Source organism: Paenibacillus sp. F4 (assembly GCF_002894905.1).
Lineage (GTDB): Bacteria > Bacillota > Bacilli > Paenibacillales > Paenibacillaceae > Paenibacillus > Paenibacillus polymyxa_B.
In genome coordinates this window covers 23,985-47,690 of sequence record NZ_POVS01000029.1, presented here as the reverse complement: position 1 = coordinate 47,690, position 23,706 = coordinate 23,985, and the positions used below count along the sequence as shown (strand labels likewise).

General features: G+C 45.1%; 29 protein-coding genes. All 29 read right to left on the bottom strand.

Translation table 11 applies throughout. The annotated features are described in order from the left end of the window. Positions 1 to 19: 19 nt before the first annotated feature. The gene (gene secY, locus C1T21_RS25920) at positions 20 to 1,318 is read right to left on the bottom strand and encodes a preprotein translocase subunit SecY (RefSeq protein WP_061831397.1); all 1,299 of its coding nucleotides are present in this window, start codon (positions 1,316 to 1,318) and stop codon (positions 20 to 22) included. Further along, the gene (rplO, locus tag C1T21_RS25915; RefSeq protein ID WP_013312149.1) at positions 1,318 to 1,758 is read right to left on the bottom strand and encodes a 50S ribosomal protein L15; all 441 of its coding nucleotides are present in this window, start codon (positions 1,756 to 1,758) and stop codon (positions 1,318 to 1,320) included. The genes secY and rplO overlap by 1 nt, the downstream gene beginning before the upstream one ends. Before the next feature lie 43 nt (positions 1,759 to 1,801). Then, on the bottom strand, positions 1,802 to 1,987 hold the full coding sequence (rpmD, locus tag C1T21_RS25910) for a 50S ribosomal protein L30 (protein ID WP_013312150.1): 186 nt from the start codon (positions 1,985 to 1,987) through the stop codon (positions 1,802 to 1,804). Positions 1,988 to 1,999: 12 nt separating this feature from the next. Beyond that, a complete protein-coding gene (gene rpsE, locus C1T21_RS25905; protein ID WP_013312151.1) occupies positions 2,000 to 2,497 on the bottom strand; it encodes a 30S ribosomal protein S5 in 498 nt (165 codons plus the stop codon). A 27-nt stretch (positions 2,498 to 2,524) separates the two neighbouring features. Then, a complete protein-coding gene (gene rplR, locus C1T21_RS25900; RefSeq protein WP_007432568.1) occupies positions 2,525 to 2,893 on the bottom strand; it encodes a 50S ribosomal protein L18 in 369 nt (122 codons plus the stop codon). Positions 2,894 to 3,008: 115 nt separating this feature from the next. After that, complete coding sequence (gene rplF, locus C1T21_RS25895; RefSeq protein WP_013312152.1) at positions 3,009 to 3,551, bottom strand: 50S ribosomal protein L6; 543 nt, start codon at positions 3,549 to 3,551, stop codon at positions 3,009 to 3,011. 33 nt (positions 3,552 to 3,584) lie between these two features. After that, complete coding sequence (gene rpsH / locus C1T21_RS25890) at positions 3,585 to 3,983, bottom strand: 30S ribosomal protein S8 (protein WP_007432570.1); 399 nt, start codon at positions 3,981 to 3,983, stop codon at positions 3,585 to 3,587. Between the two features lie 32 nt (positions 3,984 to 4,015). Further along, a complete protein-coding gene (locus tag C1T21_RS25885; protein ID WP_010348808.1) occupies positions 4,016 to 4,201 on the bottom strand; it encodes a type Z 30S ribosomal protein S14 in 186 nt (61 codons plus the stop codon). A gap of 76 nt (positions 4,202 to 4,277) precedes the next feature. Further along, positions 4,278 to 4,823: a 50S ribosomal protein L5 gene (rplE, locus tag C1T21_RS25880; RefSeq protein WP_103050274.1), complete on the bottom strand. Its 546-nt coding sequence runs from the start codon at positions 4,821 to 4,823 to the stop codon at positions 4,278 to 4,280. 31 nt (positions 4,824 to 4,854) lie between these two features. Then, a complete protein-coding gene (rplX, locus tag C1T21_RS25875; RefSeq protein WP_013312155.1) occupies positions 4,855 to 5,208 on the bottom strand; it encodes a 50S ribosomal protein L24 in 354 nt (117 codons plus the stop codon). 36 nt (positions 5,209 to 5,244) lie between these two features. Beyond that, entirely contained in the window at positions 5,245 to 5,613 is a 369-nt protein-coding gene (gene rplN, locus C1T21_RS25870) for a 50S ribosomal protein L14 (RefSeq protein WP_007432573.1), read from the bottom strand. A 34-nt stretch (positions 5,614 to 5,647) separates the two neighbouring features. Then, the gene (gene rpsQ / locus C1T21_RS25865; RefSeq protein WP_007432574.1) at positions 5,648 to 5,911 is read right to left on the bottom strand and encodes a 30S ribosomal protein S17; all 264 of its coding nucleotides are present in this window, start codon (positions 5,909 to 5,911) and stop codon (positions 5,648 to 5,650) included. A 50-nt stretch (positions 5,912 to 5,961) separates the two neighbouring features. Next, positions 5,962 to 6,159 carry a 50S ribosomal protein L29 gene (rpmC, locus tag C1T21_RS25860; RefSeq protein WP_007432575.1) on the bottom strand — a complete coding sequence of 66 codons (198 nt, stop codon included), beginning with the start codon at positions 6,157 to 6,159 and terminating at the stop codon, positions 5,962 to 5,964. Further along, positions 6,149 to 6,583, bottom strand: a complete 435-nt coding sequence (gene rplP, locus C1T21_RS25855; protein ID WP_007432576.1) for a 50S ribosomal protein L16 — start codon at positions 6,581 to 6,583, stop codon at positions 6,149 to 6,151. The genes rpmC and rplP overlap by 11 nt, the downstream gene beginning before the upstream one ends. A gap of 2 nt (positions 6,584 to 6,585) precedes the next feature. Then, entirely contained in the window at positions 6,586 to 7,251 is a 666-nt protein-coding gene (gene rpsC / locus C1T21_RS25850) for a 30S ribosomal protein S3 (protein ID WP_013312156.1), read from the bottom strand. A 13-nt stretch (positions 7,252 to 7,264) separates the two neighbouring features. Beyond that, a complete protein-coding gene (gene rplV / locus C1T21_RS25845) occupies positions 7,265 to 7,597 on the bottom strand; it encodes a 50S ribosomal protein L22 (RefSeq protein ID WP_013312157.1) in 333 nt (110 codons plus the stop codon). 36 nt (positions 7,598 to 7,633) lie between these two features. Then, positions 7,634 to 7,912: a 30S ribosomal protein S19 gene (rpsS, locus tag C1T21_RS25840; protein ID WP_007432579.1), complete on the bottom strand. Its 279-nt coding sequence runs from the start codon at positions 7,910 to 7,912 to the stop codon at positions 7,634 to 7,636. A gap of 72 nt (positions 7,913 to 7,984) precedes the next feature. Then, positions 7,985 to 8,815, bottom strand: coding sequence for a 50S ribosomal protein L2 (gene rplB, locus C1T21_RS25835; RefSeq protein WP_013312158.1), 831 nt, complete (start codon positions 8,813 to 8,815; stop codon positions 7,985 to 7,987). 30 nt (positions 8,816 to 8,845) lie between these two features. Further along, a complete protein-coding gene (rplW, locus tag C1T21_RS25830; protein ID WP_014278314.1) occupies positions 8,846 to 9,136 on the bottom strand; it encodes a 50S ribosomal protein L23 in 291 nt (96 codons plus the stop codon). Beyond that, entirely contained in the window at positions 9,136 to 9,759 is a 624-nt protein-coding gene (rplD, locus tag C1T21_RS25825; protein ID WP_013312160.1) for a 50S ribosomal protein L4, read from the bottom strand. Before rplD ends, rplW begins: the two co-directional genes overlap by 1 nt. Positions 9,760 to 9,785: 26 nt before the next feature. Next, complete coding sequence (rplC, locus tag C1T21_RS25820) at positions 9,786 to 10,409, bottom strand: 50S ribosomal protein L3 (RefSeq protein WP_013312161.1); 624 nt, start codon at positions 10,407 to 10,409, stop codon at positions 9,786 to 9,788. A 32-nt stretch (positions 10,410 to 10,441) separates the two neighbouring features. Then, positions 10,442 to 10,750, bottom strand: a complete 309-nt coding sequence (gene rpsJ / locus C1T21_RS25815; protein ID WP_005544556.1) for a 30S ribosomal protein S10 — start codon at positions 10,748 to 10,750, stop codon at positions 10,442 to 10,444. Positions 10,751 to 11,089: 339 nt separating this feature from the next. Next, a complete protein-coding gene (tuf, locus tag C1T21_RS25810; protein WP_023990558.1) occupies positions 11,090 to 12,280 on the bottom strand; it encodes an elongation factor Tu in 1,191 nt (396 codons plus the stop codon). A 94-nt stretch (positions 12,281 to 12,374) separates the two neighbouring features. Continuing rightward, entirely contained in the window at positions 12,375 to 14,453 is a 2,079-nt protein-coding gene (gene fusA, locus C1T21_RS25805) for an elongation factor G (protein ID WP_029514491.1), read from the bottom strand. 47 nt (positions 14,454 to 14,500) lie between these two features. Continuing rightward, a complete protein-coding gene (gene rpsG / locus C1T21_RS25800) occupies positions 14,501 to 14,971 on the bottom strand; it encodes a 30S ribosomal protein S7 (RefSeq protein ID WP_007432586.1) in 471 nt (156 codons plus the stop codon). A 50-nt stretch (positions 14,972 to 15,021) separates the two neighbouring features. After that, on the bottom strand, positions 15,022 to 15,444 hold the full coding sequence (rpsL, locus tag C1T21_RS25795; protein ID WP_007432587.1) for a 30S ribosomal protein S12: 423 nt from the start codon (positions 15,442 to 15,444) through the stop codon (positions 15,022 to 15,024). Between the two features lie 144 nt (positions 15,445 to 15,588). Continuing rightward, a complete protein-coding gene (locus C1T21_RS25790) occupies positions 15,589 to 15,840 on the bottom strand; it encodes a ribosomal L7Ae/L30e/S12e/Gadd45 family protein (RefSeq protein WP_007432588.1) in 252 nt (83 codons plus the stop codon). Between the two features lie 218 nt (positions 15,841 to 16,058). After that, positions 16,059 to 19,673 (bottom strand): DNA-directed RNA polymerase subunit beta', encoded by a 3,615-nt coding sequence (rpoC, locus tag C1T21_RS25785; RefSeq protein ID WP_013312165.1) that lies wholly within the window; start codon positions 19,671 to 19,673, stop codon positions 16,059 to 16,061. Positions 19,674 to 19,813: 140 nt separating this feature from the next. Beyond that, positions 19,814 to 23,359 (bottom strand): DNA-directed RNA polymerase subunit beta, encoded by a 3,546-nt coding sequence (gene rpoB / locus C1T21_RS25780; protein WP_061831396.1) that lies wholly within the window; start codon positions 23,357 to 23,359, stop codon positions 19,814 to 19,816. Between the last annotated feature and the right edge of the window lie 347 nt (positions 23,360 to 23,706).

Genomic DNA, 23,706 nt, shown 5'->3' with positions numbered 1-23,706 from the left:
CTAAGCCGGTACCTATTGCCTATTTGTTGATGAAGCCTTTGTAATGGCGTTTGATCAGTTGGCTTTCGATTTGCTTCATTGTATCCAATGCTACACCAATGATGATGAGCAATGAAGTACCGCCAATTTGCACGGAACGAGGCAAGCCCGAAAGCGAACCGAAGAATACCGGCAAAACGGATATGACTGCCAGAAACAAAGCTCCTGTCATTGTCAAACGTGACATTACTCGTGTCAAGTATTTCTCCGTGGCCTTACCCGGGCGAATTCCCGGAATATAACCGCCGTTTTTCTTCATATTGTCGGCCATTTGCTGCGGATTCATCTGTACAAAGGTATAGAAGAATGTGAAACCGATAATCATTACGACATACAAAACCATGCCCAGCGGCTTGTCATAGTACAAGTAAGTGGTAATCCACTTAGCCCAAGCATGATCTGCCCAGAAACTCGCAATAATTGTCGGGAATTGCAGCAATGATACCGCAAAGATTACCGGAATAACGCCTGCCGCATTAATTTTCATCGGAATATGCGTATTCTGGCCACCGTACATTTTGTTGCCAACTACACGTTTCGCGTATTGTACCGGGATTTTCCGAATACCTTGCTGGATGTAGATAACACCAACAATAATCAGAACAATCACCAGGGCAATTATAATTGCCTTCAGAATATTCATAAACAGCTGATCTGCCTGAATAAACTGAGATTCTACAACCGTACGAATATGTCTTGGAATACCCGCCGCAATCCCTGCGAAGATAACAATAGAGATACCGTTGCCGATTCCCTTTTCAGTAATTTGCTCACCGAGCCACATAAGGAACGTAGTTCCTGCTGTAAGCACAATGGCAATAACCAGATAATCTGCAAAAGTGGCTCCTGGAATCATCGCTGCACCGTACAGTCGATTAAAGCCAATCGACGTTCCGAATGCTTGAATCAGGCCAAGTATTACCGTACCATAACGCGTAATTTGAGCCAACTTCTTTTTACCATGCTCTCCTTGTTTAGCCCATTCCGCAAGTTTCGGAATCACGTCCATTGACAGCAACTGTACAATGATGGACGCTGTAATATATGGCATAATCCCGAGGGCGAAGATCGAAAACTGATACAATGCGCCCCCTGAGAAGGTGTTAAGGAGTCCAAACAACTCGCTTCCTGCCTGATCCTGAGAAGTAAAGACTTGCTTGTTCACGCCGGGAACCGGCACGAAGGAGCCAATACGATATACAAAGAGTATAAACAGGGTAAACAGGATTCGGGTTCTAAGATCCTCAACCCGCCATATATTTTTCAGGGTCTTGAACATTAGATCACCTCGGTTTTACCGCCGGCAGCTTCAATTTTCTCTACCGCAGATTGAGAGAACTTGTTCGCTTTAACTGTCAATTTCACAGTGATTTCACCGTTACCCAGAATTTTAATTCCGGATTTGGCGTTTTTCACAATGCCATTGTTCAGCAAAAACTCAGGGCTTACTTCTGTACCCGCTGCAAAACTGTTCAAATCTTCGATATTCAAAACCGCATACTCTTTACGAGTAGGATTTACGAAACCGCGTTTAGGCAAGCGACGATACAGTGGGTTTTGACCACCCTCGAAGCCCGGACGTACACCACCGCCGGAACGAGCGTTTTGACCTTTATGACCACGACCAGAAGTTTTACCCGTACCGCTACTAGGACCACGACCCAAACGTTTACGTTCTTTGCGGGAGCCTGGAGCTGGGGAAAGCTCATGTAACTTCATCGTTCGTTGCACCTCCTTGATTATTGTTAAAATACTTTATTTCTTAAGCCTCAATTTCTTTAACAGAAACCAAATGGCTAACTTGATTAATCATCCCGCGAATAGCTGCATTGTCGGGTTGAACTACTTTATGATTGATCTTACGCAAGCCGAGCGTTTTAACAGTCGTTCTCTGATTACCAGGACGGCCGATCAACGAACGAACGAGGGTAATTTCTAATTTCGCCATGATATTCCCTCCTTAGCCCAGCAGCTCTTCGATGGATTTGCCGCGCAATTTTGCAACTTCTTCAGCGCGTTTCAAGCGGGACAAACCTTCCAAAGTCGCATTGACCATATTCATGGAATTCGAAGAACCCAAAGATTTTGTCAAGATATCACCTACACCAGCAAGTTCCAGTACTGCACGAACCGGACCACCAGCGATAACTCCAGTACCTTCCGATGCCGGTTTCAACAGAACCCGGCCAGCACCGAACTTACCTGTAACAAGGTGAGGAATTGTTGTTCCTACGAGTGGAACGTGAACCAGGTTTTTCTTAGCATCTTCAATACCTTTGCGAATTGCATCAGGTACTTCGCCAGCTTTACCGATTCCAGCGCCTACCCAGCCGTTGCCGTCGCCCACTACTACCAGAGCACTGAAGCTGAAACGGCGTCCGCCTTTGACAACTTTAGCTACACGATTAATATTTACTACTCTTTCAGTCAGTTCCAAAGTATTCGGATCTACACGCAAGTCGTTAACCTCCTTTTGAGAAATGTCTTAGAATTCAAGGCCTGCTTCGCGAGCTGCATCAGCCAAAGCTTGAATCCGTCCATGATACAAGTATCCACCACGGTCAAATACGATGTTAGCATGACCTTTTTCTTTCGCACGTTTAGCAACGAGTTCGCCAACTTTACGAGCTGCTTCTACACTACCGCCGTTTTTGATTTCGCTGCTCAGTTCTTTATCCATAGTGGATGCAGATACCAATGTTACACCAGCTACATCATCAATCAGTTGTGCGTAGATATGCTTGGAAGAGCGGAATACGTTCAAACGAGGACGTACAGCCGTACCTTCGATTTTCTTACGTACACGCAGATGTCTTCTGACACGTGCTTTATTTTTATCTTGTTTTGTAATCATCTCAAGTTTTCACTCCCTTCAGTTTGCCTTTTAAAACTTTATACTAAGACGCACTGGGTAAAAAAGAAGTACGAAGTCTTTCCAGCAGAAAGACCGCACAAAGTCGGTAAGAAACTTATTTCTTCTTACCGGCTTTACCTTCTTTACGAATGATGCGCTCGCCTTCGTATTTAATCCCTTTACCTTTGTACGGTTCAGGTTCACGAACGGAACGAATTTTAGCAGCGTAGGCACCTACACGCTCTTTATCAATTCCGCGAACGATGATTTTAGTGTTCGAAGGAACTTCGAATTCGATGCCCGCTTCCGGTGTGATTTCAACCGGGTGAGAGTACCCAACGTTCAGAACGATTTTATCTCCGGATTTGCTTGCACGATATCCGACCCCAACCAGCTCCAGAGATTTTGAAAACCCTTCAGTTACACCACTTACCATGTTGTTGACAACGCTGCGGGTTGTTCCATGCAAAGAGCGGTGAAGTTTGTTGTCCGAAGGACGAACTACATTAATTTCATTGTTTTCCACAGTAACGGACATGTCTTTATGAAGCTCACGAGTCAATGTTCCTTTAGGACCTTTAACTGTGATTGCTGTGTTGTTCAAAGTCACGTCAACACCACTTGGTACTGTGATTGGTTTACGACCAATACGGGACATATCTGTTGCACCTCCTATCTTTTAAACGTTATCTTACCAAACGTAGCAAACAACTTCTCCGCCGGCTTTGGACTGACGCGCTTCTTTGTCAGTCATGATACCTTTGGATGTTGAAATAATTGCAATCCCGAGTCCACCCAGTACGCGTGGAATCTCATTGCTCTTCGTGTAAACGCGAAGACCTGGTTTACTGATTCTTTTCAAACCTGTAATAACACGCTCGTTGTTCGCACCGTATTTCAAGAAAATACGGATGATCCCTTGTTTGCTATCTTCAACAAATTCCGCATCACGAATGAATCCTTCACGTTTCAGGATGTCGGCGATTTGTTTTTTCATTGTAGATGCAGGCATTTCTACTGTTTCGTGACGAACTGTGTTCGCGTTACGAATACGAGTAAGCATATCTGCAATTGGATCAGACATAGTCATTGTGTATAAACCTCCTTCCCAAACAGGACTTTTTACCAGCTTGCTTTTTTCACGCCAGGAATCTGGCCTTTATAAGCTAATTCACGGAAGCAAATTCTGCAGATCTTAAACTTTTGCAGTACCGAATGTGGACGACCACAACGCTCGCAACGAGTGTAAGCACGAACTTTAAACTTTGGTGCGCGTTGTTGTTTGACTTTCATTGAAGTTTTTGCCACTTAGCCTGACACCTCCTAAATAGTTTCGGAGAACAGGGTGTCTTTAAAATCAGACGCCCGAAACGTTATGCCAACATTATTTTGCGAAAGGCATGCCCAGCTGAGTCAGAAGCTCACGGGACTCTTCGTCAGTTTTGGCAGTCGTTACGATAACGATGTCCATACCACGAACTTTATCAATTTGATCGTACTCGATTTCCGGGAAGATCAACTGTTCTTTCAGACCAAGCGTGTAGTTACCACGTCCGTCAAAAGCTTTTGTCGATACACCATGGAAGTCACGTACGCGAGGAAGAGTAATGTTGAACAATTTGTCCAAGAAATAATACATACGCTCGCCACGAAGTGTTACCTTTACACCGATCGGCATGTTTTCACGCAATTTAAAACCTGCAATAGATTTTTTTGCGCGAGTGATTACTGGTTTTTGACCAGCGATCAGCTGCATGTCGTTGAGAGCTGAATCAAGTACTTTGGAGTTTTGGACTGCGTCGCCAACACCCATGTTGATTACAACTTTCTCGATTTTAGGCACTTGCATCACTGTTGTATAGTTGAACTTCTGCATCAAAGCAGGAGTGATTTCTTTCAAGAAACGTTCTTTCATTCTTGTTGTAGCCATGAATCATATACCTCCTTTCTTCAAAAAATAATTAGTCGATCACTTCGCCAGAACGTTTTGCAATGCGCACTTTTTTCCCGTTGTCCAAAACTTTGTAACCAACACGGGTTACTTTTCCGCTCTTCGGATCAATGTGCATAACGTTGGAAACGTGAATCGGAGCTTCTTTCTCGATGATGCCGCCTTGTGGATTTAGCTGATTAGGCTTTTGGTGTTTTTTAATCATGTTAACACCTTCCACAAGCACACGGTTTTGACGAGGGTAAGCAGCGATAACGCGACCTTTTTTACCTTTATCTTTACCTGTAATCACCAGAACAGTGTCGTCTTTTTTGACGTGCAGCTTGTTGTTATGGGATTCCAGAACTTTTTTCACTTTTGGCATTTCGTACACCTCCTACGGGCACATTTTAAGGTGAGTTTAGATCACTTCCGGAGCCAAGGAAACGATTTTCATGAAGTCCTTGTCACGAAGTTCGCGAGCAACTGGTCCGAAAATACGAGTACCACGTGGGCTCTTGTCTTCTTTAACGACCACTGCTGCGTTTTCGTCAAATCCGATGTAGGAACCGTCTTTACGGCGGATAGAACGTTTAGTACGAACAACAACCGCTCTTACTACATCACCCTTTTTGACAACGCCGCCTGGTGTTGCTTGTTTTACGGAACAAACGATCAGGTCACCAATTTGAGCTGTACGACGTCCCGTACCACCGAGCACACGGATACACATCAGTTCCTTCGCGCCGGAATTGTCAGCTACAGTCAAACGTGTAAATGGTTGAATCATTTATTTATCCTCCTTTCGGAAAAACTACACTACATTAGATTATAACAGCTTTTTCAACGATTTCGACCAGTCTCCAGTTTTTGTCTTTGGACAAAGGGCGAGTTTCCATGATTTTAACAGTATCACCAATTTGTGCAGTGTTGTTTTCATCATGAGCTTTGAATTTCTTAGTTACTTTAATGCGTTTATGGTAGAGATCATGTTTTTTGTAAGTTTCTACAGCAATCACAATCGTTTTATCCATTTTGTCGCTGACTACTTTACCGACTAATACTTTACGGGCATTACGTTCGCTCATTGTTGGCCTCCTTCCTAATTACAGGCGGATTTTCCACCCGGTCTGATATCTTAGCTAATCCCAAGTTCTCTTTCACGGATCACAGTTTTAGCACGAGCAATTTCCTTACGCACAGCGCCGATCCGAGTCGGGTTATCAAGCTGACCGGTAGCGAGTTGAAAACGAAGGTTGAAAAGTTCTTCTTTAAAACCGGAGATCTTTTGTTCGATTTCAGCAGTGGTTAGGTTGCGGAATTCACTAGCCTTCATTTGCTTCACCACCCAATTCTTCACGTTTCACAAACTTAGTTTTGATTGGCAGTTTGTGAGCGGCAAGACGCATTGCTTCACGAGCAATCTCTTCCGGAACACCAGCAAGTTCGAACATAATCTTGCCTGGTTTCACTACTGCAACCCATTTTTCTACGTTACCTTTACCACTACCCATACGAACCTCAAGAGGCTTCTGAGTAATTGGTTTGTCAGGGAAAATTTTAATCCAAACCTTACCACCACGTTTGATGTAACGAGTCATCGCAATACGAGCAGCTTCGATTTGACGGTTAGTAATCCATGCAGGTTCAGTAGCTTGCAAACCGTACTCACCAAAGTTCAGTGTAGTACCGCCTTTTGCACGACCCTTCATATGACCACGTTGTTGTTTACGATGTTTTACGCGTTTTGGTACCAACATGATTAGTTGCCTCCTTCCTGAGGAGCTTGTTTCTTAGCTGGAGGAAGAACCTCTCCACGATAGATCCATACTTTTACGCCAAGACGACCGTAAGTAGTATGAGCTTCCGCTGTACCATAGTCAATGTCGGCACGAAGCGTATGCAGTGGAACAGTTCCTTCGCTGTACCCTTCGGAACGAGCGATTTCGGCACCGCCAAGACGTCCGCCTACTTGAGTTTTAATTCCTTTTGCTCCGGAACGCATAGTTCTTTGAATTGCTTGTTTCAAAGCACGACGGAAAGAAACACGACGTTCCAATTGTTGTGCAATGCTTTCAGCAACCAGAATTGCGTCCAGTTCAGGATTTTTAATTTCAGAAATATTAATGTGTACCTTTTTACCGCCTGCGATTTTAGTAATTTCATTACGCAGATTTTCAACTTCGGAACCACCCTTACCGATAACCATACCTGGTTTCGCAGTGTGAATCGTTACGTTGACACGGTTAGCTGCTCTCTCGATTTCAACACGGGATACAGCGGAGTCTTTCAATCTTTTTTTCAGATGTTCACGAATTCTAACGTCTTCCAGCAAAAGATCACCGAAATCTTTGCCTGCATACCATTTGGATTCCCAATCACGGATAATACCGATTCGGAGTCCGACGGGATTTACCTTTTGGCCCACACGTTTTCCCTCCTTATTTTTCAGATACCACCAGAGTAATATGACTGGTGCGTTTGTTGATGCGACTTGCACGACCCATTGCACGCGGGCGGAATCGTTTCATTGTAGGACCTTGGTTTACAAAAACCTGAGATACTACCAATTTATTTACGTCCAATGAGTAGTTGTGATCTGCATTTGCAATCGCAGAATTCAACAATTTCTCAACGACTGGAGAAGCGGACTTTGGAGTGTGACGAAGAATTGCGATCGCCTCACCAACCTGCTTACCGCGAATCAAATCGATAACAAGTTTCACTTTGCGAGCAGAAATCCGTACGGACTTAGCATGTGCTTTTGCTTCCATTGAGTTTACCTCCTCTCAAACACTACGCTGTGTTGATTATCTTCTTGTTTTCTTATCGTCATCCGTATGGCCTTTGTACGTACGTGTTGGAGCAAATTCGCCCAATTTGTGTCCGACCATATCTTCCGTTACGTATACTGGCACGTGTTTACGACCATCGTATACACCAAACGTATGTCCGATAAATTGTGGGAAAATCGTAGAGCGACGGGACCAAGTTTTGATTACTACTTTTTTGTCCGACTCGTTCAAAACCTCTACTTTTTTCAACAGGTAACCATCAATGAATGGTCCTTTTTTGAGACTGCGACCCATTTATGAATCCTCCCTTCGTTAAAACGTAGTCGTTCCTTAATATGTTAACGTGCGACTTAAGCGCACGTTTTATTACTTAGTACGACGACGAACGATGTACTTATCAGATGCTTTACCTTTTTTACGTGTCTTGTAACCAAGGGTTGGTTTACCCCATGGAGACATTGGAGATTTACGTCCGATTGGAGCGCGACCTTCACCACCACCGTGTGGGTGATCGTTAGGGTTCATTACAACACCGCGAACTTCAGGACGTTGTCCCAACCAGCGACTACGACCAGCTTTACCGATTTTCACCAGTTCATGGTCTTCGTTACCTACAGAACCGATTGTAGCGCGGCAAACTTTCAGAATGCGGCGAACTTCACCAGAAGTCAAACGAATTGTAACATACTTTTCTTCTTTACCAAGAAGTTGGGCTTCCGTACCAGCGGCGCGAACGAGTTGGCCACCTTTACCCGGTTTCAATTCGATGTTGTGGATAACCGTACCTACTGGAATGTTTTCCAATGGCAAGGAGTTACCGATTTTGATATCGGAACCTGCACCGGATACCACTTCGTCTCCTACTTTCAGACCTTTAGGAGCGATGATGTAACGTTTTTCACCATCCACATAGTGGATAAGTGCGATGTTGGACGTACGGTTTGGATCATATTCGATCGTAGCAACGCGGCCCGGTATTCCATCTTTGTTACGTTTGAAGTCAATAATACGGTATTTACGTTTGTGTCCGCCGCCTTGATGACGAACTGTAATTTTACCTTGGTTATTGCGCCCAGCTTGCTTGCTCAGAGGTGCCAGCAACGATTTCTCGGGCTGATTAGTTGTAATCTCCTCGAAAGTAGATACAGACATAGCACGTCTGGCCGGGGACGTTGGTTTATACTTTTTAATTGGCACTGAGTTTCCCTCCTTACTTTACAGTTTCAATTATACCGTTTCAAAAAACTCAAGCGGCTTACTGTCTTTGCTCAGCGTTACGAACGCTTTCTTCCACTCGCTCGTATAGCCGGAATGACGTCCGTAGCGTTTTGGTTTTGCAGGAACACGAAGCGTATTTACGCTACTTACTTTCACGTTAAAAATGGCTTCAATTGCTTTTTTAACTTCGACTTTGTTAGAACGAATGTCAACCTCGAAAACGTATTTCAAGTCATTCATCATACCAGCCGTACGTTCGGTGATAACCGGACGTTTGATAATATCACGAGGATCCTTCATTACGCGAGCACCTCCTCTACCTTCTGAACTGCTTCCTTCGTAATGATCAGTTTGTCGTGTCCGAGCACATCAAGAACATTAATGCCGTCTGCGGCTACAAACTTCACACCAGGAATATTACGAGCGGACAGTGCTACATTATCATCATAGCTAGGAGCTACGATCAATGCTTTACGATCAGCTTTAAGGTTATTCAAAATGGCTGCGAATTCTTTCGTTTTAGGTCCGTTCAGTGTAAGAGCGTCCAATACGATAATTTCATTCTCAATCACTTTGGATGACAACGCCGATTTGATCGCCAGACGACGAACTTTTTTAGGCAATTTGTAAGCATAGCTGCGTGGAGTCGGACCGAATACAGTACCGCCACCAACCCATTGCGGTGCACGGATCGAACCTTGACGAGCGCGGCCAGTACCTTTTTGTTTCCAAGGTTTACGTCCGCCACCACGTACTTCAGAACGTCCTTTTACTTTGTGAGTACCTTGACGCAGGGAAGCCAATTGCATAACAACAGCGTCATGAAGAACGTGCTTATTCGGCTCGATACCGAACACTGCGTCGTTCAATTCAATTTCACCAACTTGGCTGCCGCTAATATTAAATAGTGCTACTTTTGGCATTTCGTGTTCCTCCTTTCTTCAGTTGTTTATTTTTTCACCGTTTCTAATACTTTAACGAAGCTATTTTTAGGCCCTGGAATGGAACCTTTCACGAGCAATACATTACGTTCTGTATCGATCTTAACAACTTCAAGACGTTGGATCGTTACCGTTTCATGCCCCATGTGTCCTGGAAGATGTTTACCTTTAGGAACGCGGTTAGCTTGAATGGAACCCATAGAACCTGGACCTCTGTGGTAACGCGAGCCGTGTGCCATTGGTCCGCGGCTTTGTCCCCAACGTTTGATAACGCCGGCAAAACCTTTACCTTTAGAAATACCTGTTACGTCAACGAACTCGCCTTCTGTGAAGACATCAGCCTTCAGTTCTTGGCCAACCTCGTACGCAGCAAGGTCGATGCCACGAAGTTCACGAACGTAGCGCTTAGGTGCAGTATTTGCTTTTTTCGCATGTCCTGCTTCAGGTTTGTTGGATCTTTTTTCTTTCTTATCAGAGAAACCGAGTTGAATAGCTTCGTATCCATCGTTTTCCAGATCTTTTTTTTGCAGAACAACACAAGGACCTGCTTCGATAACCGTAACAGCAAGTACGTTACCTTCAGGGGTAAACACTTGAGTCATTCCGAGTTTTTTTCCTAAGATACCTTTCATGTTGACACCTCATTTCTTTTCCTAATTACATATTACAATTTAATTTCGATATCTACACCGGACGGCAGGTCCAAGCGCATCAAGGCATCCACAGTTTGTGGAGTCGGGTTAACAATGTCGATCAAACGCTTGTGTGTGCGCATTTCGAACTGCTCCCGGGAATCCTTGTACTTGTGTACCGCACGGAGAATAGTAATGATTTGTTTTTCAGTTGGCAGCGGAATTGGCCCGGATACACCTGCGCCCGAACGTTTAGCTGTTTCAACAATTTTCTCAGCGGATTGATCAAGAATTCTATGATCGTAAGCTTTCAAACGAATACGAATTTTTTGCTTTGCCATTTTAGTCCCTCCTTCTATCGCCCAATTTGGTATCGGACATACTCCGTGAAAATTTTCCGACAGCCCTCCCATGGCAAAGGGGCCGGGTGTGTCAGTAACCTCTCACATCATCGCACAGTCACAAACAACATTAGTTATTATATCGAATAGTTCTGCCTATTGCAAGCAAAAACGAAAAAACAATGCATCATATTTTCAAAAGATACAATTGTGCTCGCAGCTCGCGATTTTTTCCAAGAGAAAAGCCCCCGCACCAGGGCAGGGGCTCGTTTAGCTTCGTTCCAATACAACGTTACTCGTTCCAGTACACTGTTACTCTATTTAAAGGCTAAAGCCTTCTTATTTGGAGATTGTTGCTACAGCACCAGCGCCAACTGTACGGCCACCTTCACGAATAGAGAACTTAGTTCCTTCTTCGATAGCGATCGGGTTGATCAGTTGAACAGTAACTGTGATGTTATCACCAGGCATTACCATTTCGGAACCTTCTGGCAAAGTAATGATACCAGTTACGTCAGTTGTACGGAAGTAGAACTGTGGACGGTAACCAGTGAAGAAAGGTTTGTGACGTCCGCCTTCTTCTTTAGTCAAAACGTAGATTTGAGCAGAAAATTCTGTATGTGGGTTAACAGAACCTGGTTTAGCCAATACTTGGCCACGCTCGATTTGTGCACGATCTACACCGCGAAGCAGTGCGCCGATGTTGTCACCAGCTTGAGCGGAATCAAGCAATTTACGGAACATTTCTACGCCTGTTACTACGGATTTACGGGATTCTTCTTGAATACCGATGATTTCGATTTCGTCGCCCACTTTAACTGTGCCACGCTCTACACGGCCTGTAGCAACTGTACCACGACCAGTGATGGAGAATACGTCCTCGACAGGCATAAGGAAAGGCTTGTCAGTGTCGCGTTCTGGAGTTGGGATGTAAGTGTCGATTGTTTCGAACATTTCAACGATTTTCTTAGCCCAGTCGCCATCTGGGTTTTGCAGTGCTTCACGAGCGGAACCGCGAGTGATTGGAGTGTCGTCGCCTGGGAAGTCATACTCGCTCAGCAAGTCGCGAACTTCCATTTCAACCAATTCCAGCAACTCTTCGTCTTCAACCATGTCGCATTTGTTCAGGAATACAACGATGTAAGGAACACCAACTTGGCGGGACAACAGGATGTGCTCGCGAGTTTGCGGCATTGGGCCGTCAGCTGCGGATACAACCAGGATCGCTCCGTCCATTTGTGCAGCGCCAGTGATCATGTTTTTAACATAGTCGGCGTGACCTGGGCAGTCAACGTGTGCATAGTGACGGTTAGGTGTTTCATATTCCACGTGTGCAGTGGAGATTGTGATACCGCGTTCGCGCTCTTCTGGAGCTTTATCGATTTGATCGAATGCTACAGCAGCACCACCGTAAGTTTTGGACAATACAGTTGTGATTGCAGCAGTCAAAGTAGTTTTACCATGATCGACGTGACCAATAGTACCGATATTAACGTGCGGTTTGTTACGTTCAAACTTAGCCTTTGCCATTTGAACAATTCCTCCTCAATAACTTGTTTTATTTTAGGCTGCCGGATGCCTTTTTGGTAAAACCTTAAGCATACCGGTCAGCTGATACATTGTATTACTCGCCGCCTTTGGTTTTGGCAACGATCTCTTCAGCAATGCTCTTCGGTACTTCTTCATAATGAGAGAGTTCCATGGAGAACACGCCGCGTCCTTGTGTACCGGAGCGAAGTGTAGTCGAGTATCCGAACATTTCGGACAAAGGCACCTTCGCACGAATGATTTGAGCTCCACTGCGGGAATCCATACCTTCAATCCGACCACGACGGGAGTTCAACATACCCATTACGTCACCCATATATTCCTCAGGAACCGTTACTTCAACTTTCATAATCGGCTCGAGCAATACTGGTTTACATTTGTCTTTCGCTGCTTTCAGCGCCATTGATCCGGCAATTTTAAATGCCATTTCATTGGAATCGACATCATGGTATGATCCGTCCACGATTGTAGCTTTAACGTCCACAAGCGGGAAGCCTGCGATAACGCCGTTTTTCATTTGTTCCTCAATACCAGCAAGAGCAGGAGCGATGTACTCTCTAGGAACAGAGCCGCCGACTACCTTACTTTCGAATTGACTACCAGTACCTGGCTCGAGCGGTTCGAACTCAACCCATACGTGACCATATTGACCACGACCACCGGACTGACGAACGAATTTACCTTCGACACGTGCTGGAGCACGGAACGTTTCACGGTAAGCAACCTGTGGTTTACCCACGTTTGTTTCTACCTTGAACTCACGACGCATACGGTCAATGATGATGTCCAAGTGAAGCTCACCCATACCCGCCAAGATGGTTTGACCTGTTTCTTCGTTAGTATGAGCACGAAGAGTTGGATCCTCTTCAGTCAACTTACCGAGAGCTACAGACATTTTATCTTGGTCAGCTTTGGTTTTAGGCTCAACCGCGATTTCGATAACCGGATCAGGGAAGTTCATGGACTCGAGAATAACAGGACTCTTCTCATCACACAGTGTATCACCTGTACCTGTATCTTTCAAACCTACGGCAGCCGCAATATCACCAGAGTAAACTACAGTGATTTCTTGACGACTGTTCGCATGCATTTGAAGAATACGTCCGATACGTTCGCGTTTACCTTTTGTTGCATTCAATACGTAAGAACCGGATTGAAGAACACCGGAGTATACGCGGAAGAATGTCAACTTACCAACGTAAGGATCCGTCATGATTTTGAATGCCAATGCGGAGAATGGCTCTTCATCGGAAGAGTGACGTTCAACTTCCGTACCGTCTTCCAAATGCCCTTGAATACTTGGCACATCAATAGGAGCCGGCAAATAGTCGAGAACAGCATCCAACATCAGCTGAACACCTTTATTGCGGTAAGAAGATCCACAGATAACTGGGAAGATTTTAACTTCTACAACACCTTTACGGAGAGCGGCTTTAATTTCGGCAACCGAAATTTCTTCGCCTTCCAGGTATTTCATTGTCAATTCTTCGTCCAGTTCAGCAACCTTCTCGATCAATTCATTACGAAGTTCTTCAACTTGATCTTTGAATTCCGCAGGAACTTCTACTTCTTCGATATCTTGACCAAGATCATCTTTGTACATATGAGCTTTTTGTTCAACGATATCGATAATACCAGTAAAATCATTTTCTGCGCCGATTGGCAATTGAATCGCAACTGCGTTCGCTTGAAGGCGATCACGCATGTCAGAGACAACATTCAGGAAGTCGGCACCAATGATATCCATTTTGTTTACATATGCGATCCGTGGAACGCCGTAGCGATCAGCCTGTCTCCATACGGTTTCAGACTGAGGCTCAACGCCTTCTTTCGCACTGAAAACACCAACTGCTCCGTCCAATACACGAAGGGAACGTTCAACTTCAACAGTGAAGTCAACGTGCCCCGGGGTGTCGATGATATTGACGCGGTGACCTTTCCAGGCAGCGGTCGTCGCAGCGGAAGTAATCGTGATTCCGCGCTCTTGTTCTTGTTCCATCCAGTCCATTGTCGCAGCGCCTTCGTGAACTTCACCGATTTTGTGCGTACGGCCTGTGTAGAACAAGATCCGCTCTGTTGTTGTGGTTTTACCCGCGTCAATATGAGCCATGATCCCGATATTACGTGTATTTTTCAAGGAGAACTCTCTTGCCATGAAATGGGTCTCCCTTCAAAATTGAAGTTATTTTTTTGAGCTGAATCCTACCAACGATAGTGAGCAAACGCTTTGTTCGCTTCAGCCATTTTGTGCGTGTCTTCACGTTTTTTCACGGAAGCGCCTGTGTTGTTGGAAGCATCGATAATTTCAGCCGCCAAACGTTCTTCCATGGTTTTCTCACCGCGGTTGCGGGAGTAGTTTACGAGCCAACGTAATCCCAGGGACGTACGTCTTTCTGGTTTTACCTCGATTGGTACTTGGTAGTTAGCACCGCCGACACGGCGTGCTTTAACTTCCAGGACTGGCATGATATTCTTGATAGCTGCTTCAAAAACTTCCATCGGGTCATTCCCCGTACGTTCTTGGATAAGCTTGAACGCATTGTACAGAATGCTTTGAGCAACGCCTCGTTTTCCGTCGAGCATGATGCGGTTGATCAAGCGGGTAACCAACTTGCTGTTGTATACCGGATCTGGCAACACGTCTCTTTTGGTAACTGGACCTTTGCGTGGCATGGATATCCCCCTTTCTTACATGTTAAACCGACATACGCGGTTTATATTCATTAGGATTTTTTAGCTTTAGGGCGTTTTGCGCCGTATTTGGAACGAGCTTGCATGCGGTTGTTTACGCCTGCAGTATCCAAAGCACCGCGAACGATATGGTAACGCACACCCGGAAGGTCTTTTACACGACCGCCGCGAATCAGCACTACGCTGTGTTCTTGAAGGTTATGTCCAATACCCGGAATGTAAGCAGTCACCTCTACACGGTTCGTCAAGCGAACACGAGCATATTTACGAAGTGCGGAGTTTGGTTTTTTCGGAGTCATAGTACCTACACGAGTGCACACTCCGCGTTTTTGCGGGGCACTGATGTCGGTAGCTTCACGTTTCAAGGCATTAAAACCTTTTTGCAAAGCCGGTGATTTCGATTTCTCGATTTTGGCTTGACGTCCTTTACGAACCAGTTGGTTAATAGTTGGCATGTTGGTTGCCACCCCCTTCCTCAATTTTTGCTGTTACTTTACAAACCTTATCTAAGCCCACAGACCCAGGCGGTTCATAAAAGAACAAATGAAAAGTCTTTGCCGCCAAGAATAACAATTCCTTAGACAAAAACGTTCCTTACCCTATTGTTTTACGATAGCAGCCATTGCGGCTCCCACTTCAATCCCACATGCAGCTCCGAGATTTTTCATTGTGTCTACGAGAGTCACTTTGACTCCTTGCTTGTTGCACAAAGCAATGATGTTGGAAGTGAGACGCTGATCTGCGTCTTCTGCCACATATACTTCTGAGGCAAAGCCCAATTCTACCATACGAATGGTTTGTTTGGTACCGATTTTGACATGAGCATCTTGCAGTCCCTGTTCTTTAGACATATCTCATTCCTCCGAAAAGACCCAATAGCATATAGGCTGCTCACGCACCTTTGCTATATTAGCATTGACTATAAGTAATGTCAAGACAATTATAAACTATAATTCATTTAAACAGAATAGCACGATTCATTTTTGAAAAAAGCACCGGAGCACCATCTGCTGTAGCTTTTATGCAAAGCTTATGCTTACGGTGTTCCGGCAATCATACTATTTTTATATTACTCGGCCGAAATTGGTTCGAGCTCCTCAGATGGAGACTGGCCCTCTTCCGGTTGGGCAAATTTCACGCTACGGTAACGGTTCATACCTGTTCCCGCAGGAATCAATTTACCAATAATTACGTTCTCTTTCAGTCCAAGCAACTGATCGACCTTGCCTTTAATAGCTGCATCAGTCAGGACACGAGTAGTTTCCTGGAAGGATGCTGCTGACAAGAAGGAGTCAGTTTCCAGAGATGCCTTGGTAATACCGAGCAATACCGGCTTGGCTACCGCTGGTTCTTGGCCGCTGAGAATCGCTATCTTGTTTGCATTTTCATACTCATGGACATCAACAAAGGAGCCTGGAAGTAAGATCGTGTCACCCGCATCAATGATACGGATTTTACGCAACATTTGACGAATCATAACTTCTACGTGCTTGTCGTTGATTTCTACGCCCTGGTTCCGGTATACGCGTTGAACTTCCTGAAGGATATAGTTCTGTACCCCGCGAATACCTTTAATACGCAGCATTTCTTTAGGATCAATCGAACCATCCGTCAGTTCGTCCCCAGCTTCAACAGTCATACCTTCGCTTACGCGCAAGCGGGAACCATACGTTACTGAGTATGTTTTCGTTTCGGCTTCACCCTGAATGTCGATCTCACGGCGGTCTTTACCTTCACGAACTTCTTTAACTGTACCGTCAATTTCACTAATAGTTGCCTGACCTTTAGGATTACGTGCTTCAAAAAGCTCCTGGATACGAGGCAAACCTTGTGTAATATCATCGCCCGCTACGCCGCCTGTGTGGAACGTACGCATAGTAAGCTGTGTTCCTGGCTCACCGATGGATTGTGCAGCGATGATACCAACTGCTTCACCAATCTCAACGTGTTTACCAGTAGCCAGATTGCGACCGTAACATTTCTTGCAGACGCCATGTTTAGCACGGCAACTTAATACAGAACGTATTTGAACTTTGTGAACACCAGCTTTAACAATCGCTTCAGCTTTGTCGGAGTCAATCAGTTCGTTACGTCTAGCCAAAATCTCACCAGTCTCAGGATGACGTACCGTTTCAAAGCAATAGCGACCTTCCAGACGGTCATAGAGATCCTCAATTACTTCTTTACCGTCCTGGATACGGCTTACTGTGAAGCCTTTATCCGTTCCGCAGTCTTCTTCACGCACGATAACATCCTGTGCCACATCTACGAGACGACGAGTCAGATAACCGGAGTCAGCCGTACGAAGGGCTGTATCCGCCAAACCTTTACGCGCTCCGTGAGTGGAGATGAAGTACTCGAGTACTGTCAGACCTTCACGGAAATTTGATTTGATTGGGAGTTCGATAATACGTCCGGATGGATTGGCCATCAGACCACGCATACCGCCGAGCTGAGTAATCTGTGATTTGTTACCCCGCGCTTTGGAGTCCACCATCATCATGATGGAGTTATAGCGATCCATGGACTTCATCAATACTTCGGTAATATCATCTTTCGCTTTAGACCAAATGTCGATAATCCGGTCATAGCGTTCTTCGTTCGTAATCAGACCACGACGGTACTGATTCGTCACAACTTGCGCTTTATCTTCGGAGCCCTTAAGAATCTCTTGTTTTTCCACTGGCACGATTACGTCCGATACAGCAACAGTTACCCCTGCACGAGTGGAATACGTAAAGCCAAGCTGCTTAATTTTATCCAGAATTACAGCTGTTTCTGTTGTATGGTAAGTCTCAAAACAACGGGCAATGATATTACCAAGGTAATCCTTGCCTACCCCGTTAGCTTGCGGAGCGTTTTGAATAGCTTCTGTAAGATTTACACCCTTCTCGTAAACAAAGAACTCCTCCGCAGTACCATAAAGCAGGTTCGCACGGGTAGCATCATTGATGTACGGGAAGCTTGCAGGGAAAATTTCATTAAAGATAATTTTACCAACCGTTGTGATCAACATCGCTTCCTGTTGTTTTTCCGTAAAGCTCGTTTTATTTAAAGCTTTAACCGGAATAGCTACACGAGCATGAAGACCAGCTGTACCGCGTTGGTAGGCCGATATAGCTTCATTCATGTTGCGAAGGATCATATTGCTTCCTTCTTCTTCTTTGTTATCCATAGTCAGATAGAAAGAACCAAGAACCATATCCTGGGAAGGTGTAACAACTGGCTTGCCGTCTTTTGGATTCAGAATGTTGCCGGATGCTAGCATAAGCAAACGAGCTTCAGCTTGAGCTTCCGCAGACAACGGAACGTGAACAGCCATTTGGTCACCGTCAAAGTCGGCATTATATGCAGTACATACGAGCGGATGCAGACGAATCGCACGACCTTCAACCAAAATCGGTTCAAACGCCTGGATACCGAGTCTATGCAGCGTAGGGGCACGGTTCAGAAGAACTGGATGCTCCTTGATTACTTCTTCCAGCACATCCCATACTTCTGCACTTACACGCTCTACTTTACGTTTCGCGCTCTTGATATTGTGCGCCAAACCTTTGTTCACCAGTTCTTTCATAACAAAAGGTTTGAACAGTTCCAGTGCCATTTCTTTTGGCAAACCGCATTGATACATTTTCAAGTACGGACCTACAACGATAACGGAACGACCAGAGTAGTCAACACGTTTTCCGAGCAAGTTCTGACGGAAACGTCCTTGTTTACCTTTCAGCATGTGGCTGAGGGATTTTAAAGGACGATTACCTGGGCCTGTAACAGGACGACCACGACGACCATTATCAATCAAGGCGTCAACAGCTTCCTGCAACATCCGTTTTTCATTTTGTACGATAATATCTGGCGCACCTAGGTCTAACAGACGTTTCAGACGGTTATTACGGTTAATAACACGACGATACAAGTCGTTAAGGTCAGAGGTAGCGAAACGACCACCATCCAACTGTACCATTGGACGAAGCTCAGGAGGAATAACAGGAAGTACGTCCATGATCATCCAATCCGGTTGGTTGCCGGAGTTACGGAATGCCTCAATAACTTCAAGGCGTTTGATTGCACGGTTACGACGTTGTCCTTGAGCTGTACGTAGCTCTTCTTTCAAGAATTCCAACTCTTTGTCTATATCCAAATCTTGAAGAAGCTTTTTAACCGCTTCAGCACCCATACCTGCCTGGAAGCCATAGCCGTATTTCTCACGGTAGCTACGGTATTCTTTCTCGGACAGGAGTTGCTTTTTCTCCAATGGCGTATCTCCTGGATCGGTTACTACATAAGATGCGAAGTAAATGATCTCTTCCAGAGATCTTGGAGACATATCAAGAGCAAGACCCATACGACTTGGAATGCCTTTAAAGTACCAAATGTGCGATACAGGAGCAGCCAACTCAATATGGCCCATACGCTCACGGCGAACCTTAGCGCGAGTAACTTCTACTCCACAACGGTCACAGACAACACCTTTATAGCGTACACGTTTGTACTTACCGCAATGACATTCCCAGTCTTTCGTAGGTCCGAAAATTTTCTCGCAAAATAGTCCTTCTTTTTCCGGTTTAAGCGTACGATAGTTAATCGTCTCCGGTTTTTTGACTTCTCCGCGGGACCAAGAACGAATCTTTTCGGGGGAAGCAAGCCCGATTTTCATATATTCGAAATTGTTAACGTCCAACAAGGAGCAACCCTCCTTAACCAAATCCTGAGTTTTTAGGTTTGATACCGCCCAGCAGTACCGGGCGGTATCAAGAAACCTGATCCATCCTAGAATGGATCAAGGTATATAACAAAGCTGATATGAGTCAGTCAGCAGTCAAACTACTCTACGCCAACCTCAGAGCCTTCCAGATTCAAACTCAGCTTATCGCCGGTTGTATCATCCTCATCATCAAGCTCTCTCATTTCGATCTCTTGTTCGTCTTCAGACAGAATCTTCACGTCCATACCCAAGCTTTGCAGCTCTTTGATCAAGACCTTAAATGATTCTGGAACACCGGGTTCAGGTACATTTTCACCTTTGACAATGGATTCGTAAGTTTTAACACGTCCAACCACATCATCGGATTTCACAGTCAAAATTTCCTGAAGCGTGTACGCCGCGCCATAGGCTTCCAATGCCCATACTTCCATCTCCCCGAAGCGCTGTCCACCGAATTGAGCTTTACCACCCAATGGTTGTTGCGTAACGAGAGAGTAAGGACCTGTAGAACGAGCATGGATTTTATCATCGACCATGTGCGCCAGTTTGATCATGTGCATGACACCTACAGTAACTTCACGCTCAAAACGATCACCCGTACGTCCGTCATACAACACAGTCTTACCATTACGCTGCATGCCTGCCTCTTCCATTGTATCGAATACGTCATATTCCTTGGCACCATCGAATACTGGAGTTGCCACATGAATACCAAGACGCATTGCAGCCATACCCAGATGGACTTCAAGCACCTGTCCGATGTTCATCCGTGAAGGTACGCCCAGCGGGTTCAGAACGACCTGTACTGGTGTGCCATCCGGCAGGAACGGCATATCTTCTTCAGGCAAAATACGAGCAACGACACCCTTGTTACCGTGACGTCCAGCCATTTTATCGCCTTCGGAAATTTTACGTTTTTGAGCAATATATACACGAACCAACTGATTTACACCTGGTGGCAGTTCATCGCCATTTTCACGTGTAAATACCTTTACATCTACAACAATCCCGTCTGTTCCGTGAGGAACTCTCAAAGAAGTATCGCGAACCTCGCGTGCCTTCTCGCCAAAGATTGCGTGTAAGAGACGTTCTTCAGCTGTCAATTCAGTCACACCTTTAGGTGTTACTTTACCAACGAGAATGTCACCTGCGCCAATTTCGGCACCAATACGAATGATTCCACGCTCATCCAAGTTGCGAAGCGCTTCTTCACCGACATTTGGAATGTCGCGAGTGATTTCTTCAGGTCCAAGCTTCGTGTCACGAGCCTCGGATTCGTATTCCTCAATATGGATCGAGGTGTATACATCTTCCTTAACCAGTTTCTCACTCAGCAGGATCGCATCCTCGTAGTTGTAACCTTCCCAAGTCATGAAGGCAACGACAACGTTACGTCCCAACGCCAACTCACCCATCTCTGTAGATGGACCATCCGCAAGAATATCGCCAACTTTGACAATATCTCCTCTGTTCACAATCGGACGTTGGTTGATGCAAGTTCCTTGGTTAGATCGCATAAATTTGTGTAATTTATACTTAACAATGTCGCCTTTCACTTCAGCGCCATCTACAGTTTCGATACGACGCAACCAAATTTCGTTAGCCGAAGAACGTTCGATAACTCCGTTGTATTTGGATACAACGCAAACACCGGAATCTTTTGCAGACTTGTGCTCCATTCCTGTTCCGACCAACGGAGACTTCGGAATCAGAAGTGGGACAGCCTGACGCTGCATGTTGGAACCCATCAATGCGCGGTTAGAGTCATCATTCTCCAGAAACGGAATCAGTGCAGTCGCAACTGATACGACCTGTTTAGGCGATACGTCCATGTAATCGACACGGCTACTAGCCATCGGAATAATGTTATCAGACTGTTTGTTATAACGGACAATGACAACCTCATCCTTAAAGGTGTTTTCCTCCGTCAATTCCGCATTCGCCTGAGCTACGATGTAGTTATCTTCTTCATCAGCAGTCAGGTAATCAATCTGGTCTGTAACTTTTCCGGTTTTTGGATCTACCCAACGATAAGGAGCTTCGATAAATCCGTACTCGTTAATGCGTGCAAAAGTGGACAAAGAGTTGATCAAACCAATGTTTGGTCCCTCTGGTGTCTCGATAGGACACATGCGGCCGTAGTGACTCGGATGGACGTCACGCACTTCCATGCCCGCGCGTTCGCGCGTCAAACCGCCGGGTCCGAGTGCGGACAGACGACGTTTGTGCGTTAATTCAGCAAGCGGGTTCGTCTGATCCATAAACTGAGACAGCTGCGAGCTACCAAAGAACTCTTTAATCGAAGCAATTACTGGACGTATGTTAATCAGCGCTTGTGGCGTAATTACATTAGCATCCTGAATCGACATTCTTTCACGCACCACGCGTTCCATACGGGACAAACCGATACGGAACTGGTTTTGGAGCAACTCACCTACAGAACGCAAACGACGGTTACCCAAATGGTCAATATCGTCCGTACTTCCGATTCCGTGAAGCAAGTTAATAAAATAACTGATGGAGGAAATAATATCGGCAGGCGTAATATTCTTAACCGATTTATCAATATTTCCGTTAGCAATCAGTTTTACTACTTTACCATCCTCAATTGGTGAGAATACATCGATCGTTTGAAGTGGAATATCATTGCTTTCTAGCACACCACTCGCAACATGATACGTACGATGTCCTACTGATTCCTCCAGTTGGGCCAAAATCTCGTCCAACAGGCGGCGATCCACCATTTGTCCGGCTTCAGCGATGATTTCACCAGTTGTTGTATCAATCAAAGTCTCAGCAAGTCGTTGATTGAACAAACGGTTTTTGATGTGAAGCTTTTTATTGATTTTGTAACGGCCTACGTTGGCCAGATCATAACGTTTAGGATCAAAGAAGCGCGCAACTAGCAAGCTCTTTGCGTTATCCAGTGTAGGCGGCTCACCCGGACGAAGACGCTCATAAATTTCAATCAGCGCTTTCTCGGTGGAATCCGTGTTGTCTTTATCAAGTGTGTTGCGGATATATTCGTCATTGCCGAGCAAATCCAGAATCTCAGCATCAGTGCCAAAGCCCAGCGCACGCAGCAACACCGTAACCGGAATTTTACGGGTACGGTCAATCCGGACATAGATAATATCCTTCGCATCCATCTCCAGCTCGAGCCAAGCCCCCCGGTTAGGAATTACCGTTGCGGTGTATGTTGTTTTCGCATTCTTGTCGACTTTTGTGCTGAAATAGACGCTGGGAGAGCGAACCAACTGGCTGACAATAACCCGTTCCGCACCGTTAATAATAAACGTACCCGTTTCAGTCATCAGCGGGAAGTCTCCCATGAATACTTCCTGCTCTTTCACTTCCCCGGTTTCTTTATTAATAAGCCGGACTTTTACCCGAAGCGGTGCTGCATACGTAACGTCGCGTTCCTTTGCGTCGTCAACGGTATATTTGGGTTCTCCGAGAGAATAGTCGATAAACTCCAGAATCAGATTTCCAGTGAAATCCTGAATTGGAGAAATATCCCGAAACATTTCCCTTAATCCTTCCTCCAAAAACCAATCATAGGATTTTTGTTGGATCTCAATCAGGTTCGGAACCTCGAGTACCTCATTAATACGTGCATAACTGCGCCGAGTGCGTCGACCATATTGAACAAGATGTCCTGCCAACTTAAACTCACCCCTCATGTCTACTCACTTTAAAAATACATTGCGAACCTCTGTTTGTGACCTTATAATAAGACACATACAGAAGATTCAATCTTACAAATACAGAAAAGCCCTTACTCGAATGCATTCGAAAAAAGAGCACCGTATCTGCAGAATCCTCTTACCGGAAGATCTTCATCACTTGTAGATTTGCCCAAAATGGTTGTATTATACGTAATAGAGAGAAATACTATACCTACTACGCATAAATCTATTGACATTTCAACAAACTAAAGCCATGGAGGGCATCCTAATACTGACATTTTATAATAATATCACAGACCAGGATTCAAGTCAATGGTCCTATT

Bases quoted from the DNA above. Each gene is read 5' to 3' on its own strand.
- fusA (WP_029514491.1), bottom strand. From the start codon at position 14,453: ATGGCAAGAGAGTTCTCCTTGAAAAATACACGTAATATCGGGATCATG.
- rpsS (WP_007432579.1), bottom strand. From the start codon at position 7,912: ATGGGTCGCAGTCTCAAAAAAGGACCATTCATTGATGGTTACCTGTTG.
- rplV (WP_013312157.1), bottom strand. From the start codon at position 7,597: ATGGAAGCAAAAGCACATGCTAAGTCCGTACGGATTTCTGCTCGCAAA.
- rpsH (WP_007432570.1), bottom strand. From the start codon at position 3,983: ATGACTATGTCTGATCCAATTGCAGATATGCTTACTCGTATTCGTAAC.
- secY (WP_061831397.1), bottom strand. From the start codon at position 1,318: ATGTTCAAGACCCTGAAAAATATATGGCGGGTTGAGGATCTTAGAACC.
- rplE (WP_103050274.1), bottom strand. From the start codon at position 4,823: ATGGCTACAACAAGAATGAAAGAACGTTTCTTGAAAGAAATCACTCCT.
- rpsG (WP_007432586.1), bottom strand. From the start codon at position 14,971: ATGCCACGCAAAGGTCCAGTTACCAAAAGAGACGTGTTGCCAGATCCG.
- rpmC (WP_007432575.1), bottom strand. From the start codon at position 6,159: ATGAAGGCTAGTGAATTCCGCAACCTAACCACTGCTGAAATCGAACAA.
- tuf (WP_023990558.1), bottom strand. From the start codon at position 12,280: ATGGCAAAGGCTAAGTTTGAACGTAACAAACCGCACGTTAATATCGGT.
- rplC (WP_013312161.1), bottom strand. From the start codon at position 10,409: ATGAAAGGTATCTTAGGAAAAAAACTCGGAATGACTCAAGTGTTTACC.
- rplO (WP_013312149.1), bottom strand. From the start codon at position 1,758: ATGAAGTTACATGAGCTTTCCCCAGCTCCAGGCTCCCGCAAAGAACGT.
- rplD (WP_013312160.1), bottom strand. From the start codon at position 9,759: ATGCCAAAAGTAGCACTATTTAATATTAGCGGCAGCCAAGTTGGTGAA.
- rpsJ (WP_005544556.1), bottom strand. From the start codon at position 10,750: ATGGCAAAGCAAAAAATTCGTATTCGTTTGAAAGCTTACGATCATAGA.
- rpsQ (WP_007432574.1), bottom strand. From the start codon at position 5,911: ATGAGCGAACGTAATGCCCGTAAAGTATTAGTCGGTAAAGTAGTCAGC.
- rplX (WP_013312155.1), bottom strand. From the start codon at position 5,208: ATGCCAAAAGTGAAAAAAGTTCTGGAATCCCATAACAACAAGCTGCAC.
- rpsL (WP_007432587.1), bottom strand. From the start codon at position 15,444: ATGCCAACTATTAACCAACTGGTTCGTAAAGGACGTCAAGCCAAAATC.
- rplP (WP_007432576.1), bottom strand. From the start codon at position 6,583: ATGTTGGTACCAAAACGCGTAAAACATCGTAAACAACAACGTGGTCAT.
- rplR (WP_007432568.1), bottom strand. From the start codon at position 2,893: ATGATTACAAAACAAGATAAAAATAAAGCACGTGTCAGAAGACATCTG.
- rpmD (WP_013312150.1), bottom strand. From the start codon at position 1,987: ATGGCGAAATTAGAAATTACCCTCGTTCGTTCGTTGATCGGCCGTCCT.
- rplF (WP_013312152.1), bottom strand. From the start codon at position 3,551: ATGTCCCGTATTGGTCGTAAACCAATCACAGTACCAAGTGGTGTTGAC.
- C1T21_RS25790 (WP_007432588.1), bottom strand. From the start codon at position 15,840: ATGTCTAAAGAACAGGGACTGCAAGATGCTCATGTCAAAATCGGTACC.
- rplW (WP_014278314.1), bottom strand. From the start codon at position 9,136: ATGAAGGATCCTCGTGATATTATCAAACGTCCGGTTATCACCGAACGT.
- rplN (WP_007432573.1), bottom strand. From the start codon at position 5,613: ATGATTCAACCATTTACACGTTTGACTGTAGCTGACAATTCCGGCGCG.